At 70.7% G+C, this 12175-nt stretch carries 14 protein-coding genes and 1 riboswitch; of the genes, 6 read left to right on the top strand and 8 right to left on the bottom strand.

What is annotated here, in order from left to right:
* The first annotated feature begins 170 nt into the window (after window positions 1-170).
* Together EAS64_RS36185 and EAS64_RS36180 are read left to right on the top strand one after the other, a co-directional pair.
* On the top strand, window positions 171-968 hold the full coding sequence (locus EAS64_RS36185; RefSeq protein WP_145860540.1) for an SDR family NAD(P)-dependent oxidoreductase: 798 nt from the start codon (window positions 171-173) through the stop codon (window positions 966-968).
* Window positions 969-1011: 43 nt separating this feature from the next.
* Window positions 1012-1788 (top strand): DUF7847 domain-containing protein, encoded by a 777-nt coding sequence (locus tag EAS64_RS36180; RefSeq protein ID WP_145860538.1) that lies wholly within the window; start codon window positions 1012-1014, stop codon window positions 1786-1788.
* A 56-nt stretch (window positions 1789-1844) separates the two neighbouring features.
* Here the strand turns inward: EAS64_RS36180 and EAS64_RS36175 are convergent, their stop codons facing one another.
* The gene (locus EAS64_RS36175) at window positions 1845-2699 is read right to left on the bottom strand and encodes an LLM class flavin-dependent oxidoreductase (protein WP_145860536.1); all 855 of its coding nucleotides are present in this window, start codon (window positions 2697-2699) and stop codon (window positions 1845-1847) included.
* A 259-nt stretch (window positions 2700-2958) separates the two neighbouring features.
* Here EAS64_RS36175 and EAS64_RS44170 point away from each other — a divergent pair, with 259 nt between their 5' ends.
* From EAS64_RS44170 to EAS64_RS36165, 3 genes are all read left to right on the top strand, one after another.
* Window positions 2959-3126: a hypothetical protein gene (locus EAS64_RS44170; RefSeq protein ID WP_187366429.1), complete on the top strand. Its 168-nt coding sequence runs from the start codon at window positions 2959-2961 to the stop codon at window positions 3124-3126.
* A 75-nt stretch (window positions 3127-3201) separates the two neighbouring features.
* Entirely contained in the window at window positions 3202-3870 is a 669-nt protein-coding gene (gene tenA / locus EAS64_RS36170; RefSeq protein WP_145860534.1) for a thiaminase II, read from the top strand.
* A gap of 265 nt (window positions 3871-4135) precedes the next feature.
* On the top strand, window positions 4136-4483 hold the full coding sequence (locus tag EAS64_RS36165; RefSeq protein ID WP_145860532.1) for a histone-like nucleoid-structuring protein Lsr2: 348 nt from the start codon (window positions 4136-4138) through the stop codon (window positions 4481-4483).
* Between the two features lie 125 nt (window positions 4484-4608).
* Here EAS64_RS36165 and EAS64_RS36160 read toward each other — a convergent pair whose 3' ends face one another.
* The 6 genes from EAS64_RS36160 to EAS64_RS36135 all read right to left on the bottom strand — a co-directional run bounded on the left by EAS64_RS36160 (window position 4609) and on the right by EAS64_RS36135 (window position 10434).
* A complete protein-coding gene (locus EAS64_RS36160) occupies window positions 4609-6018 on the bottom strand; it encodes a hypothetical protein (protein WP_145860530.1) in 1410 nt (469 codons plus the stop codon).
* A gap of 153 nt (window positions 6019-6171) precedes the next feature.
* Window positions 6172-7047, bottom strand: coding sequence for a bifunctional hydroxymethylpyrimidine kinase/phosphomethylpyrimidine kinase (gene thiD / locus EAS64_RS36155; RefSeq protein ID WP_187366428.1), 876 nt, complete (start codon window positions 7045-7047; stop codon window positions 6172-6174).
* The gene (locus EAS64_RS36150; RefSeq protein WP_145860528.1) at window positions 7044-7925 is read right to left on the bottom strand and encodes a thiazole synthase; all 882 of its coding nucleotides are present in this window, start codon (window positions 7923-7925) and stop codon (window positions 7044-7046) included. The genes thiD and EAS64_RS36150 overlap by 4 nt, the downstream gene beginning before the upstream one ends.
* 7 nt (window positions 7926-7932) lie before the next feature.
* The gene (thiS, locus tag EAS64_RS36145) at window positions 7933-8133 is read right to left on the bottom strand and encodes a sulfur carrier protein ThiS (RefSeq protein ID WP_145860526.1); all 201 of its coding nucleotides are present in this window, start codon (window positions 8131-8133) and stop codon (window positions 7933-7935) included.
* Window positions 8130-9278, bottom strand: coding sequence for a glycine oxidase ThiO (thiO, locus tag EAS64_RS36140; protein WP_145860524.1), 1149 nt, complete (start codon window positions 9276-9278; stop codon window positions 8130-8132). The genes thiS and thiO overlap by 4 nt, the downstream gene beginning before the upstream one ends.
* Before the next feature lie 6 nt (window positions 9279-9284).
* Window positions 9285-9369: riboswitch (TPP riboswitch) on the bottom strand.
* Between the two features lie 81 nt (window positions 9370-9450).
* Window positions 9451-10434, bottom strand: coding sequence for a carbohydrate kinase family protein (locus tag EAS64_RS36135; protein WP_145860522.1), 984 nt, complete (start codon window positions 10432-10434; stop codon window positions 9451-9453).
* Window positions 10435-10460: 26 nt separating this feature from the next.
* Here EAS64_RS36135 and thiE point away from each other — a divergent pair, with 26 nt between their 5' ends.
* A complete protein-coding gene (gene thiE, locus EAS64_RS36130; RefSeq protein WP_145860520.1) occupies window positions 10461-11135 on the top strand; it encodes a thiamine phosphate synthase in 675 nt (224 codons plus the stop codon).
* A gap of 183 nt (window positions 11136-11318) precedes the next feature.
* Here the strand turns inward: thiE and EAS64_RS36125 are convergent, their stop codons facing one another.
* Entirely contained in the window at window positions 11319-12116 is a 798-nt protein-coding gene (locus tag EAS64_RS36125) for an ABC transporter permease (protein ID WP_145860518.1), read from the bottom strand.
* Window positions 12117-12175 lie beyond the last annotated feature (59 nt).

Genomic DNA, 12175 nt, shown 5'->3' with positions numbered 1-12175 from the left:
GAACCTTGGTCACAAATTAGTAACCCAGAAGATTTCTCAAAACGCCGCAATGACGCCGTATTCGCCGGGGAAAGTTCCTAATAACTTCTTTACTATTGCTCCCGCCCGGCCGGTCATCGCACGCACTGGCGGACCCCCGATGGTGGGTTTCCTGGTGAGAGGATCGGACCATGGATCTCGAGCTGACCGGGAAGCGTGCCGTCGTCACCGGCGGGAGCAGGGGCATCGGGCTCGCCATCGCGCGGGCACTGGCGGCCGAGGGCTGCGACGTCGCGCTCATCGCCAGGGGCACGGCGGCACTGGACGCGGCGGCCGGGGCGCTCACCGCCGCCTCCGGGCGCACGGTGATCGGCGTCCCGTGCGACACCGGGGACGATGACGCGGTCGCCGCGATGGCGGCGGAGGTGAACCGCCGTCTCGGCGGAGCGGACATCCTGGTGAACGCGGCGGCGCGGCCCAACACCGGGGCGGTCGTCGGCATCGACGGGTTCGACGCGGCCGAGTTCGGCGAGCAGGTCAACGTGAAGGTGCTCGGCTACCTGCGCTGCGCACGGGCCTTCGTACCCGGAATGCGGGCGGCCCGCTGGGGGCGGATCATCAACATCAGCGGGCTTGCCGCGCGGTCGACAGGGTCGGTCACCGGGACGGTGCGGAACGTGGCGGTCGCGGCGCTGACCAAGAACCTGGCGGACGAGCTCGGCAGGGACGGGATCAACGTGACTGTGGTGCACCCAGGCGTCACGGTGACGGAGAAGACGCCGCAGATCCTCGCCGGGCGAGCCGAGCGCGCCGGGGTGTCCGTGGCGGAGGTCGAGCGGCAGATCGGGGCCTCGGTCTCGATCGGGCGGATCGTCACCGCCGATGAGGTCGCCGCCGTCGTCGCGTTCCTCGCCTCGCCGAAGAGCGTCGCGGTCAACGGCGACGCGATCACCGCCGGCGGCGGCGCGGTCGGGCTCATCTACTACTAGCTGGCCTGGTGACGCGGAGCAGCCGGACGCTTACGATACCGGTATGAGTCCGCTATCAGGGGTCCTTGGCGAGGCGTGGGCGCTGTACCGGCGGCATGCCGCGCACTTCATGGTCATCTCCTTCTCCATCTACCTCGTGATCGCCGTCATCAACGCGCTGCTGAGCTGGGGGCTCGGCGCGTGGGGCGCGTACATCGGGCTGATCTTCACGATGTTCGGCGTCTTCCTGCTGCAGTCGGCGCTGGTGCTCGCCGTGCAGGACGTCCGCGACGGGCGCGTCGACCTTGACCTGCGCGCAACCATCTCGTCCGCGCTGCCGTTCCTCGGCTCGGTCGCGGTGGCCTCGATCCTCGCCAGCATCGGCATCGGGATCGGGTTCATCCTGATCATCGTGCCCGGCCTGATCCTGCTCACGTTCTGGTCGCTGATCATCCCGGAGATCGTGATCGGCCGCGCGGGCGCGCTGGAGTCGTTCGGCCGCAGCTGGCGGACGGTGAGCGGATACGCGTGGAACGTGTTCGGCGTGTACATCCTGGTGTTCCTGATCCTGATCGCGATCGACATCGTCCTGGGCGCGGTCCTGCGCACCCTGCCATACGGCTGGCGGAGCTTCATCTCCTCCCTGGTGTCCGGCGGGCTGGTGGCCCCGTTCGTCGCGGCGGTCGTGACGCTGGTCTACTACCGGCTCACCGCCGCGCACGGCCAGCGGGCCGAACCCGGCGCAGGCCCCGGTTACGGCGCCAGCGCCGGCGGCTGGCCAGGCACCGACCAGGGCAGCTGGCCCAGCGACGGCCCGGGCCCGGCCGACCCGTCCTCCTAGTTCGCACAGTCGTCGGCCCAGGCCCGCACGCGCCGGTGCGGCGCGGGTCGTTTGGCTCAGGACAGCAGGGGCTGGACCTGCTCGGCGGTGAAGCGGATAAAGGCGACTGGGTCCTTGTCGTCCGGGGCCGGGTGCAGGATCACGCGGTCCGCGCCGAGGCCCGCCCAGAAGCGGACCGCGTCGGCGACTGCGTGCGCGTCGCCCGCGACCGAGGCGCTGGCGCCCCGGTCCAACGCCGCAAGCCGCGCGGCGGCGTCCGGGCCGGTGACGGCCTCGAGGTAGACGACGATCTGGTGCGGGCCCGTGCGGCCGGCCTCGGCGCGGGCGCGGTCAATGGTTTCCAGTGCGGCACGCGTCCGGTCCGGCGTGGTCCCTGAGTCGAGGATGGTCCCGTCGGCGTGCCTGCCACTCACCTCGAGGGTGCGCGGGCCGGCCGCCGCGGAGAACACGGGGACGGGCGCGAGCGGCGGTAGGCCAAGCGTCACGTCGTCAAGCGTGACGTAGCGGCCGGCTGTCGTCACCGGCTCGCCGCGCAGCAGCGCGCGCAGCGCGGCCAGGTACTCGCTCAGCAGGGTCACCGGCGAGGCGGCACGGGCGCCCACCTGGCCCATCCAGTCCTGCACCCCATGGCCGACGCCGACCGTGAACCGGCCGGGGAACATCCGCTGCACTGCGGCCGTCTCCATCGCGGCGAGCGCCACATTGCGCAGCGGCACGGGAAACACGCCCACCCCCACGTGCAGCCGGTCCGTCCAGGCGAGGAGCGCGGACGCGACCGACATCCCGCCGCCCCAGAAGCAGTCCTCCCACAGCCACAGCTCAGCGAGCCCGGTGTCCTGCGCCACGCGCGCCACCTCGCGCAGTTGCTCCGGTGGCACCTGAGGAAGGCATGTCGCCCCAAGAATCGTCATGCGCCCATCGTGCCGGAGCGGCCGGCTCGCGAATACATCAGGCCCGATCCCGTCGCGCCGCGGAACCCGGCATGCCGGCTACCATCACCGTCCCGGCCGCGCCGCAGCAGCCCGCGGATCAGAATGTCACTGATCCGCGGGCCGTCGTGTCCGCTTACTACGGCGATATCGAATCAGGCGACTACGAGCAGGCATATGCGCTGATCGGCGATGGCGCAACGACCGGGCAGTCGTATCAGGACTTCGTCGCGGGGTTCTCGTGCACGGGCGCACAGGGCGTATCGGATCGGAGAACTGGGAATCAGGCGATCAGGTCAACTTCGATCTGGCGGCCACCGATAGCCGCAACGGCGTCACGCGGCAATACACCACTGACACCGTTCAGAACGGGATCATCGTCGCCGCAGACGTGGTGCAGACAAGCTGAGCGCGCGTGCAATTGCGCGCGGATAAGGCGGGGGCCGCTTGGCCAGAGGCGGGCGCGTACGTTTATGGTGGCGCGATGGCCGAGTCGTACAGCTCCCGGCTGTGGGAGAGCATCAGCGATATCTACAGCGCGATCCTGGCGCACCCCTTCATCACCGGGCTAACCGACGGGACACTGCCCGAGCAGTCATTCGCGTTCTATGTGATGCAGGACGCGCTTTACCTACGCGAGTACGCGCGGGCCCTAGCGGCGGTGGCCAGCCGCGCGCCCACGGCGTCCGCGATGCGCATGTTCGCCAGTCACGCTGCGGAAGCGATCGCCGCGGAACTCGAACTGCACACCACTCTCCTCGGGGAACTGGGAATATCCAAAGAGGACGCGGCGCGCGCCGAGCCCGCGCCGACCAATCTCGCCTATACCAGTTACCTTCTCGCCACTGTCCGCGGTGGCAGCTACGCGGAAGGCGTCGGCGTCGTCTTGCCGTGTTACTGGATCTACTCAGAGGTCGGCAAGGAACTTCTCCGCCTTGGCTCACCCGATGCTCGCTATCGGCGATGGATCGCGACCTATGGCGCCGAGGAGTACGGTCAGGTCGTCGCCGAGGTGATCGCCGAGCTTGACCGGGTTTCCCTGGGCCTTTCGGCGGAAGAGAATGCCAGTGTACGCCGGCACTTCAGGACGACGAGCCGCTACGAGTGGATGTTCTGGCAGATGGGTTACGCACAGGAATCCTGGCCTCTCTGAGAGCAGCGGCAGCTCTTAACCATTGCGGTGCGATTGCAGTATCACGCGCAGCGACTCACCACCTTTGTGAGTTATGACGCATCACTTAGCCCGTCCATGCGTTATGATTGCTAGTGGCTCAGCGCTAGCACAAAGCCCGGCAACCGGATGCGGGGCACCGGTATTTACCAGTCTTGTGTGGGAGACGGGGTGGCGTCCTCCTGGCGCGTTACGGTTCAGCTATCGCTTATGATGGCTGTCGATACCAGGAAAGGCGGATTCCGAAGTGGCCCAAAAGATCACAACACTCTTCATAGACGACATTGACGGCGGGGCAGCTCAGGGGACCGTACGGTTCGCCCTTGACGGCACGGAATACGAGATCGACCTCAACGAGAAGCACTCTGAAGAGCTTCGGTCCGCACTCGGAAAGTACGTCAGCCACGCTCGCAAGGTCGGCGGCGGAGCACGCCGCGGCGGTCGCGCCGCAGGTCGGGCTGGCCGGGGGGCCGGCTCCGCGCTGAACACGACCGAAATCAGGAACTGGGCTCGCGAGAACGGCTTCGACATTAAGGATCGTGGCCGCGTCCCGGCGGAGCTGGTCGCGAAGTACCAGGCCGCCACGGGCAAGTAGCACGTCAGTAGAAAGCGTATTTCTACCTGCTACGCGCCGATCACAGCTCCTGAAAAGGAGTAAACGCCCCCGGCGTCATCGCCGGGGGCGTTTTTCTACGGCCAGATCGCGAAGGCGTAGCGCTTTCAGGCGTAGGCGGATAGCCCGCCGCCCTCGGGTGCGGCAGCGCTATCGTCCTCTTCTTGCTTCGCTTTCGGCTCGCTCGCTTCGCTTTCCGCGTCGTCCGTCACGGCGTCGCTAGGCGCCTCGTCGGTCTCGGCAGACGTGCCGGGACCCGCGGGCGGCCAGCCGTAGCCGGAGAATGCCGGCATTGCCGGATGACCGGGCTCGGTGAAGAGCCATGCACACGATACGAGCAGGGAAATCACGAACACAAAGAACACCCAGAAGATAGGCGTGACCCCGGCGGAGATGGACAACCCCACGGCCTGAGCCTGCGCCGAGGAGATGCCGAACAGCGTGGGCGACACCGGCTGGCTCACCTGAATCAGCGCCGAGACCGCCTGCGCGGCCAACGGCACAATTGCGCCGGCGAGCAGCAGCGCCCCGCGCCGCGGCGTGCGCGACAGCGCGGCGAGCGCCGCGATCACGACGATCGCGACCATGACGGCGACGTCCCCGGCGACCACAAGGCCCGGGTAGTGGCTGGTGAACGCGTTGCCCTCGGTGATCGTCTGCGACGTTCCCGTCGCCGCGGCAACCAGGGTGTAGCTGTCCCACGACGGGAAGAACGCCGCCGCGGTGCCGATGGCGGCGAGCACGAGCAGCGCCAGCGGGCCCACGTGCTTCCGTTTCGGCCTGGCCGGCTGCAAGACCGGCGCGGGCTGGCCGGCCTGCGCAAGCTGCGCATCCGCCGCGGGCTGGCCAGCCTGCGGCTCCTTGATGGCGAGCGCGAACGCGGAGCCAACGGTGCAGGCGAGCCAGCCGAGCAGGCTGATCACCAGGCCGGAGCCGGCCGAGACGCCTGCCTGGGTCGCCTCACCGAGGTCGGCGAGGAAGAGCCCGAACGTCACCACGCCGAGCCCTAGGCCGAACAGCGCGCCGAGCCGCGCGGTGGCGGGGCGTGCCACGCTGAGCGCGATGAGCGCGGCGCTCACCGCCCAGCCGATCACGTAGCACAGGTGTAGGACGACCTGATCCGGCTGCGCGAGCAGGCTCTTTGATGCCTGGCCCGGCGTCGCGAAATACGCGGGGAACAGCCCGGCGAGTCCGAGGACCACACCCAGGACGAGCAGCCCCTCCCCCACGAACAGCGCGACATTGCCGCGCGGCCGCAGCGGCAGCCCGCCGCGGGGTCGCGATCCCGACCCCTTCAGCCAGGACGACTTCCGCTCGCGGGCGACCGGCTCAATGGTGCCTGGCGCCTCGATCGTGGCGAACCGCCCCCAGGCCTGCTGCCAGCCACTCGGATTTTCTGGCCACCGGTCGACGGGGGCCTCGTACGGCGCGCCCACCGCCCAAATGCCGTAAAAGCGCTTGCCGCGCCCGATCTCATACTTCTCGCCGCGGTGCGAGATGATCGCCTTGTCAGGCACGATCCAGCCTCCACGCTCACGCCTAGTTCGCTAACGAAGCCGACGATAGGCGCCGGAACTGGAGGTTCCCTGAAGGCCGCCTCAAGACAACCATAGCCGCGGAGGCGGTCTGGGCTATGGACCGCCTGCCACCCGCACCACCATGCCGTAACCTCAGCGCAGCGCGGGGGGCGGCGCGCCTTCTGCGCCGTCCCCCCGTGGGGGGGATATGGGGGGGCGAAGCCCTCCCATGCCAGGGGGTGCAGGGGGGTCGTCCCCCCGCAAGCAATACAGCACATGGACGGGGCCGTCGCCCTTGCCGATGTCCGCGAGGCCGTTGGCCACCGCGTCGCTGGCGATGGCGGAGGCGCGCCTGGCGGCGTCCGCCAGCGGCAGCCCGGCGGCGAGCCCCGCGGCAAGCGCCGCGGAGTGGGTACAGCCGGCGCCGTGGGTCGCCGCGACCTCGTGACGCGGCACGGGAATCGTCAGGTGAGTCCGCCCGTCGAAGAGATGGTCGGCGGGTATGGCCCCGTGCCCGCCGGTCACCAGGGCGGCGCCCGCGCCCATCTCCACGAGCCGCTGCGCGAGCACGGCGCGGTCCTCGGTGTCCAGGCCGGTCAGCGCCTGCGCCTCGGGCAGGTTCGGTGTCACCACGGTGGCCAGCGGGAACAGCAGGCCGGTCAGCGTCGCGACCGCCTCGGGCAGCAGCAGCCGGCTGCCCGAGCTGGCGACAAGCACCGGGTCGACCACCAGCGGCAGCCCGCGGCCCGTCAGCTCGTCGGCCACCGCCTCGATGATCGCGGAAGAGAACAGCATGCCGGTCTTGACCGCGTCAGCGCCGATGTCATCGAGCACCGCCCTGATCTGATCCCGAACGAAATCGGGTGACTGCTCGGCGATCGATGTCACGCCCAGGGTGTTCTGCGCGGTCAGCGCGACAATCGCGGTCATGCCGTGCGCACCGCAGCGCGCGAAGGCCTTGAGGTCGGCCTGGATTCCCGCACCGCCGCCGGAATCGGAGGAGGCGATGGAAAGCACGCGAGCGATCACGCGGTCACCCCGGCGGCGGGCCGCGGCAGCTCCGGGCTCGACGCGACCGCGTGCCAGCGGCGAGGTATGCGCCCTGCCTGGTACGCGGCCCGGCCCGCCTCCACCGCCAGCGCCATCGCGACCGCCATGCGCTGCGGGTCGGCGGCGCGGGTGATCGCGGACGCGATCAGCACCCCGTCGCAGCCGAGCTCCATGGCGAGCGCCGCGTCGCTCGCGGTGCCGATGCCCGCGTCCAGGATCACCGGGACCCCGGCCCGCTCGACGATCATCGCGATGTTGTGCGGGTTCCTGATGCCGAGGCCGGACCCGATCGGCGCGCCGAGCGGCATCACCGCGGCGCACCCCGCCTCCTCGAGGCGGATCGCGAGCACCGGGTCGTCGTTGGTGTACGGGAGCACGGTGAAGCCGTCCGCGACGAGCAGCTGCGCCGCGTCGAGCAGTTCCACCGGGTCGGGCAGCAGGGTGATGTCGTCGGCGACGACCTCGAGCTTGACCAGGTCGGTCTCCAGGGCCTCGCGGGCAAGCCTGGCGGTGAGCAGCGCCTCCGCGGCGGTGTGGCAGCCTGCCGTGTTCGGCAGGACGGCGACGCCTGCCTGCTGGATGGTCCCGATGAGCGACCCCTGGCCCGTGTCGCCGACCCGGCGCATGGCGACCGTGGTCAGCTCGGTGCCTGAGGCGGCGAGGACCTTGCCGAGCACCTCGAGCGACGGCGCTCCGCCGGTGCCGACGATGAGCCGCGATGACAGCGCGCGGCCTCCCAGGTGCCATGGTTCGGTGGCGGGCGTGGGGACGAACGAACTCTCGTCTTCTGACGTACAAGGTCGCTGATTCGTGGCGGCAGGGTCAGAAGAAGAGAGTTCGCAGTTCGGTGTGGTCATTGTGCTGTCAGCCTCCCTGGACGGCGGTGACGACCTCGACTACCGCGCCGTCGGCGAGCGGGGTGTCCGGCCACGCGCGGCGGGGGACGACCTCGCCGTCGACGGCGGCGGCCACCCCGCGGGCGGACGGGACGATCGCGGTCACCAGCGCGGCGAGCGTGGTGCCTGCCGGGCATTCGCGCTGGTCTCCGTTGACGGTGAGCTTCATGCTGTTATCTTCCGGAATCGGCCGGGCGTGAACGGCAGCCAGGCGGGGTGCGGGTCCTGACCGCACAGCAGGGCGGTCACCGCGTCGGCGGTGCCGGCCGACAGCAGAATGCCGTTGCGGTAGTGGCCGGCCGCGATGAGCGGGCCGCCGTCGCCGGCCAGGCCGAGGATGGGGCCGTTGTCGCTGGTGCCGGGCCGTAGCCCGGCGCTCGCCTCGGCGAAGACCAGCTCGCTGACCGCGGGCACCGCGGTGGTCGCGTCGCGAAGCAGGTCGTGGACGGCGCCGGCGGTCACGTCGCGGTCGTCGCGTTCCTCCTGGGTGGCGCCGACGACGAGCTCGCCGTCCATTCTCGGGACCAGGTAGAGGTCGTGGCCCTGGACGATGGCGCGCACGGTGTGCGTGAGGATGTGCGGCAGGTTTCCCGGATGGCGCAGGCGCAGGATCTGGCCCTTGACCGGGCGGATCGCCTTCCTGACCTCGTCGGGGAGGCCGTCGATGGCCCGGGTCGCGTGGCCGGCCGCGACGACGACGTGCCTTGCGGTCAGTTTTTTAGTCGCGGTGCGCAGCGTGGTTCCCGTTACCTCGGTTGCCTTGTCCTTGATCGTCGCGACGCCGGCGCGTGCGGCCGCCTGGCGGAGTGCGGCCAGGTAGCGGCGGTTGTCGACGGACAGGTCGCCGGTGGCGAGTACCCCGCCGCGGGTGGACGGGGCGAGGAACGGCTCGCGCCTGCGGCATTCTCTGGCGTCGAGGCGTTCGGCCTTGAGCCCGATCGAGTGCCGGAAGTCGGTGAGGCGGTCGAGTGCGGCCAGGTCGCCGTTGTCGTAGGCGACGGCGAGGGTGCCCTCGGTGCGCAGGCCCGTGGTGGTGTTCGCGGCCTGCTCCAGTTCGGCGTTGAACGAGGGGAAGCGGTCGATGGCGTGCAGGTTGAGATTGAGCAGGTCTTGCTCGCCGAAGACGGACTCCGATACCGGGCCGAGCATGCCGGCCGCGACCAGGCTCGCCCTGTCGCTCGTCCGCGGATCGTCGTTTACCGGGTCGCCGCCTCCGGGGTCGACCAGGATGACTTTCAGGCCGGTCCTAGCGGCGCGCCAGGCGATAGCGGTGCCGATCACCCCGCCGCCTGCGACAATGACGTCCGCGTCCACGCGCGCGCTCCCTTCGCCGGCATTACCCGGATCAGGTTCGACGGTCGGAGGCCCCGTGCCTCCCTCTCAGCCCTTTGGCGGGCTCCCGTGCTTTGTTCACCTCAGTCTAACGCTGGCGTCCGATATGCCCGGAAGCGGGCCGCTTGGCTCGGTTGGCTCGCTTGGCTGCTGCTCATTTGGGGTCGGGTGCCGGCCGGCCACCGAGGAGTGCCACGGCGGTTGCTGCTGCCCTGGTGCCGGCTGCCGCGGCGGCCCTCAGGCTCGCGCCCGCGAGCCAGGCGGCGAGGAAGCCCGCGCAGAAGGCGTCGCCGGCTCCCGTGGTGTCGCGGACGAGCGCCGGGACGGCCGGGACCGTGACCGGCTCGGTCTCTCCGGCGGCGGCGACCACCGCGCCGTCCGGGCCCAGCTTGAGTGCGACCACGCCGTAGTGCCGTGCCAGCTCCGCGGCGAGGCGTACGGGGTCCGCCATACCCGGGTCTGGCTGGCCGGCGCCTGGGCGGCGGCCGATCCCTGGGCCGCCGCCGATCCCTGGGCGGCCGCCGGTCCGTGGCTGCCGGCCGGCGAGAACGACGGCCTCGTCGTGGTTCGGGAAGCAGACGGCAGCTGTTGACGTCCAGCCGAGGAACTCGCCTGGACCGAGGGCGCCGAGAAACGCCGCCGAACCTGGGTCGACGGTGAACGGGATGCCGCGGCGCCCGGCCTCGGCGATGAGGCCTCGCGCGACCGCGCGGGTGCCCGGCTCGAAGAGCGTGTAGCCGGTGAGATGCAGCAGGTCAGCGCCGTCGAGCAGCGTCGCGGGCGCGTCCGCCTGACACAGGTTCAGGTTCGCGCCGCGTGAGGTGATCATGGTCCGCTCGCCGTCCGGCCCGGTCAGCACGACGATCGAGCCGGTGGGAGTGGACTCGTCGGCCGCCAGGTGCGGCTCGACGCCGAACCGCGCAAGTTCCTGCCGGTGGAACGCGGCGTCGGCCAGGCCGGCCCGGCCGACGAACGCGACGTCCACCCCGAGCGATGCCAGCCACGCGGCCTGGTTGGCCGCCGAGCCGCCCGCCCGCGTCCTGATCGTCGCCGTGTTGTCTTCGCCGTGCCGCAGCGGCCCCCGCACCACGGCCAGAATGTCGTTGATCACGTCACCGACAACCAGGACCCTCGGCATGGACACGAGCGTAGCGGCGCGGGCCTATGCCGTGGACGTGCCACGATAGGGGCGTGACGACTGATGTGCGGACGCGGCTCGCCGCCGCGCGGCTCTACCTGTGCACGGACGGGCGGCGTTCAACTGAGGATCTCGCCCCGTTCCTCGACGCGGTGCTGAGCAACGGGGTGGACATCGTCCAGCTCAGGGAGAAGGGCTTGGAGGCGGGCGAGGAACTAGCGCTGCTCGAGGTGTTCGCCGCCGCGTGCGCCAGGCACGGGACGCTGCTCGCGGTCAACGACCGGGCCGATGTGGCCCTCGCGGCCGGGGCGGACGTGCTCCACCTCGGCCAGGACGACCTGCCGGTCCCCGTGGCGCGGCGGATCCTCGGCCCCGGGCCGGTGATCGGGCGGTCGAGCCACAGCCCTGAGCAGGCGGCGGCCGCGGCGATCGAGGAAGGCGTGGACTACTTCTGCGCCGGGCCGGTGTGGGAGACGCCGACCAAGCAGGGTCGGCCTGGCACGGGAACGGGGCTGCTCACGCACGTGGCCGGACTCGGCGCCGCCCGCCCCTGGTTTGCGATCGGCGGGATCAGCTTCGACCGGCTCGGCGCGGTGCTCGACGCGGGCGCGACCCGGGTCGTCGTGGTGCGGGCGATCACCGACGCGGCCGACCCCGGCGCCGCGGCGGCCGCGTTCGCCAAGCGGCTACGCGATAGCTGACCGGGGCCGCCATCGAGGCGGCCAGAATCTCCGCCGCCGCGCCACTCGTTTGTCTAGGTGACGACCACTTTCCGCGTCTTTGCATACCCGGTGACCACTTTTGTGGCCGTTATGACCGGAATGTGTGGTCGCCAGCTAAGTAAAGATGAAAGTGCCGGGTCAGGTGGCCGGGGCGCGACGTGGCTAGGCGTCGCGGAGGCGGAGGACGGCGGCGCCTAGGGCTAGGGCGCCGGCGGCCCACAGTGCGGTGACGCCCAGGCCCTGCCACGGGGTGAGCGGCAGCGTGTCCACTCCCCTGGTGACCTGGATGTACAGGCCCGCGGTCATCGGGGAGAGCTGTGCCAGGTGACGGGCGAGCACGTGGTCGGGTATGACGAGTGAGGCGATCGGCAGGACGAGCAGCACGCCGAGGACGGCGCCGATGCCGGCTGCCGAGTCGCGGAGGGCGGCGGTCACGCCGAAGGCGAGCAGGGCGATCAGCGTCAGGTAGAGCACGGAGCCGCAGGCGGCGCGCAGGTCACCCGCGTTGCCCAGGGACATGGGCAGGTAGCCGTTGGCCGCCGACAGGCCTTTGCCCGGCAAGATCAGCCAGCCGGCGAGCACCGAGCCGCCCACCGCGAGCAGCGCGGCCGCAACGGCCGCCGCGGTGGTGACCAGGGCCTTGGCGGCGTAGGCGGTGAGCCGGCGTGGTGTCGCCATCAAGGTGACGCGGATCATCCCGCTGCCGTACTCGCCGCCGATGGCGAGGACCGCGATCAGGGCGATGATCACCTGGCCGAGCAGGACGCCGGTGAGGCTGAGCTTTGCCGGGTCCGCGCCGGTTGCCGCGGCGGCGCAGGCGCCGTTCCCCGGCGGGCAGTGGTAGGCGGCGGCCGCCGCCGCGCTCACCGCGATGGTGAGCGCGGCCGCGGCGAGCAGCAGCCACCAGCTGCCGGCCACGGTGCGGAACTTGGTCCACTCCGCGTGCAGCGCGCCGTTCACGAGGACACCTCGCTGGCGCTCGGAGTCCGCATTCGCGGACGCACCGTACTTACCGATTC

Origin of the sequence: Trebonia kvetii (assembly GCF_007827045.1) — a bacterium.
Classification (GTDB): Bacteria; Actinomycetota; Actinomycetes; order Streptosporangiales; family Streptosporangiaceae; genus Trebonia; species Trebonia kvetii.
The sequence above is the reverse complement of the archived record's forward strand: the minus strand, read 5'-3'. Positions and strand labels throughout refer to the sequence as shown.

What these genes read in the sequence shown, in the direction of transcription:
- EAS64_RS36185 (WP_145860540.1), top strand. Translation starts at nt 171, where the DNA reads ATGGATCTCGAGCTGACCGGGAAGCGTGCCGTCGTCACCGGCGGGAGC.
- EAS64_RS36180 (WP_145860538.1), top strand. Translation starts at nt 1,012, where the DNA reads ATGAGTCCGCTATCAGGGGTCCTTGGCGAGGCGTGGGCGCTGTACCGG.
- EAS64_RS36175 (WP_145860536.1), bottom strand. Translation starts at nt 2,699, where the DNA reads ATGACGATTCTTGGGGCGACATGCCTTCCTCAGGTGCCACCGGAGCAA.
- tenA (WP_145860534.1), top strand. Translation starts at nt 3,202, where the DNA reads ATGGCCGAGTCGTACAGCTCCCGGCTGTGGGAGAGCATCAGCGATATC.
- EAS64_RS36150 (WP_145860528.1), bottom strand. Translation starts at nt 7,925, where the DNA reads ATGACCACACCGAACTGCGAACTCTCTTCTTCTGACCCTGCCGCCACG.
- thiS (WP_145860526.1), bottom strand. Translation starts at nt 8,133, where the DNA reads ATGAAGCTCACCGTCAACGGAGACCAGCGCGAATGCCCGGCAGGCACC.
- EAS64_RS36135 (WP_145860522.1), bottom strand. Translation starts at nt 10,434, where the DNA reads ATGCCGAGGGTCCTGGTTGTCGGTGACGTGATCAACGACATTCTGGCC.
- thiE (WP_145860520.1), top strand. Translation starts at nt 10,461, where the DNA reads ATGCCGTGGACGTGCCACGATAGGGGCGTGACGACTGATGTGCGGACG.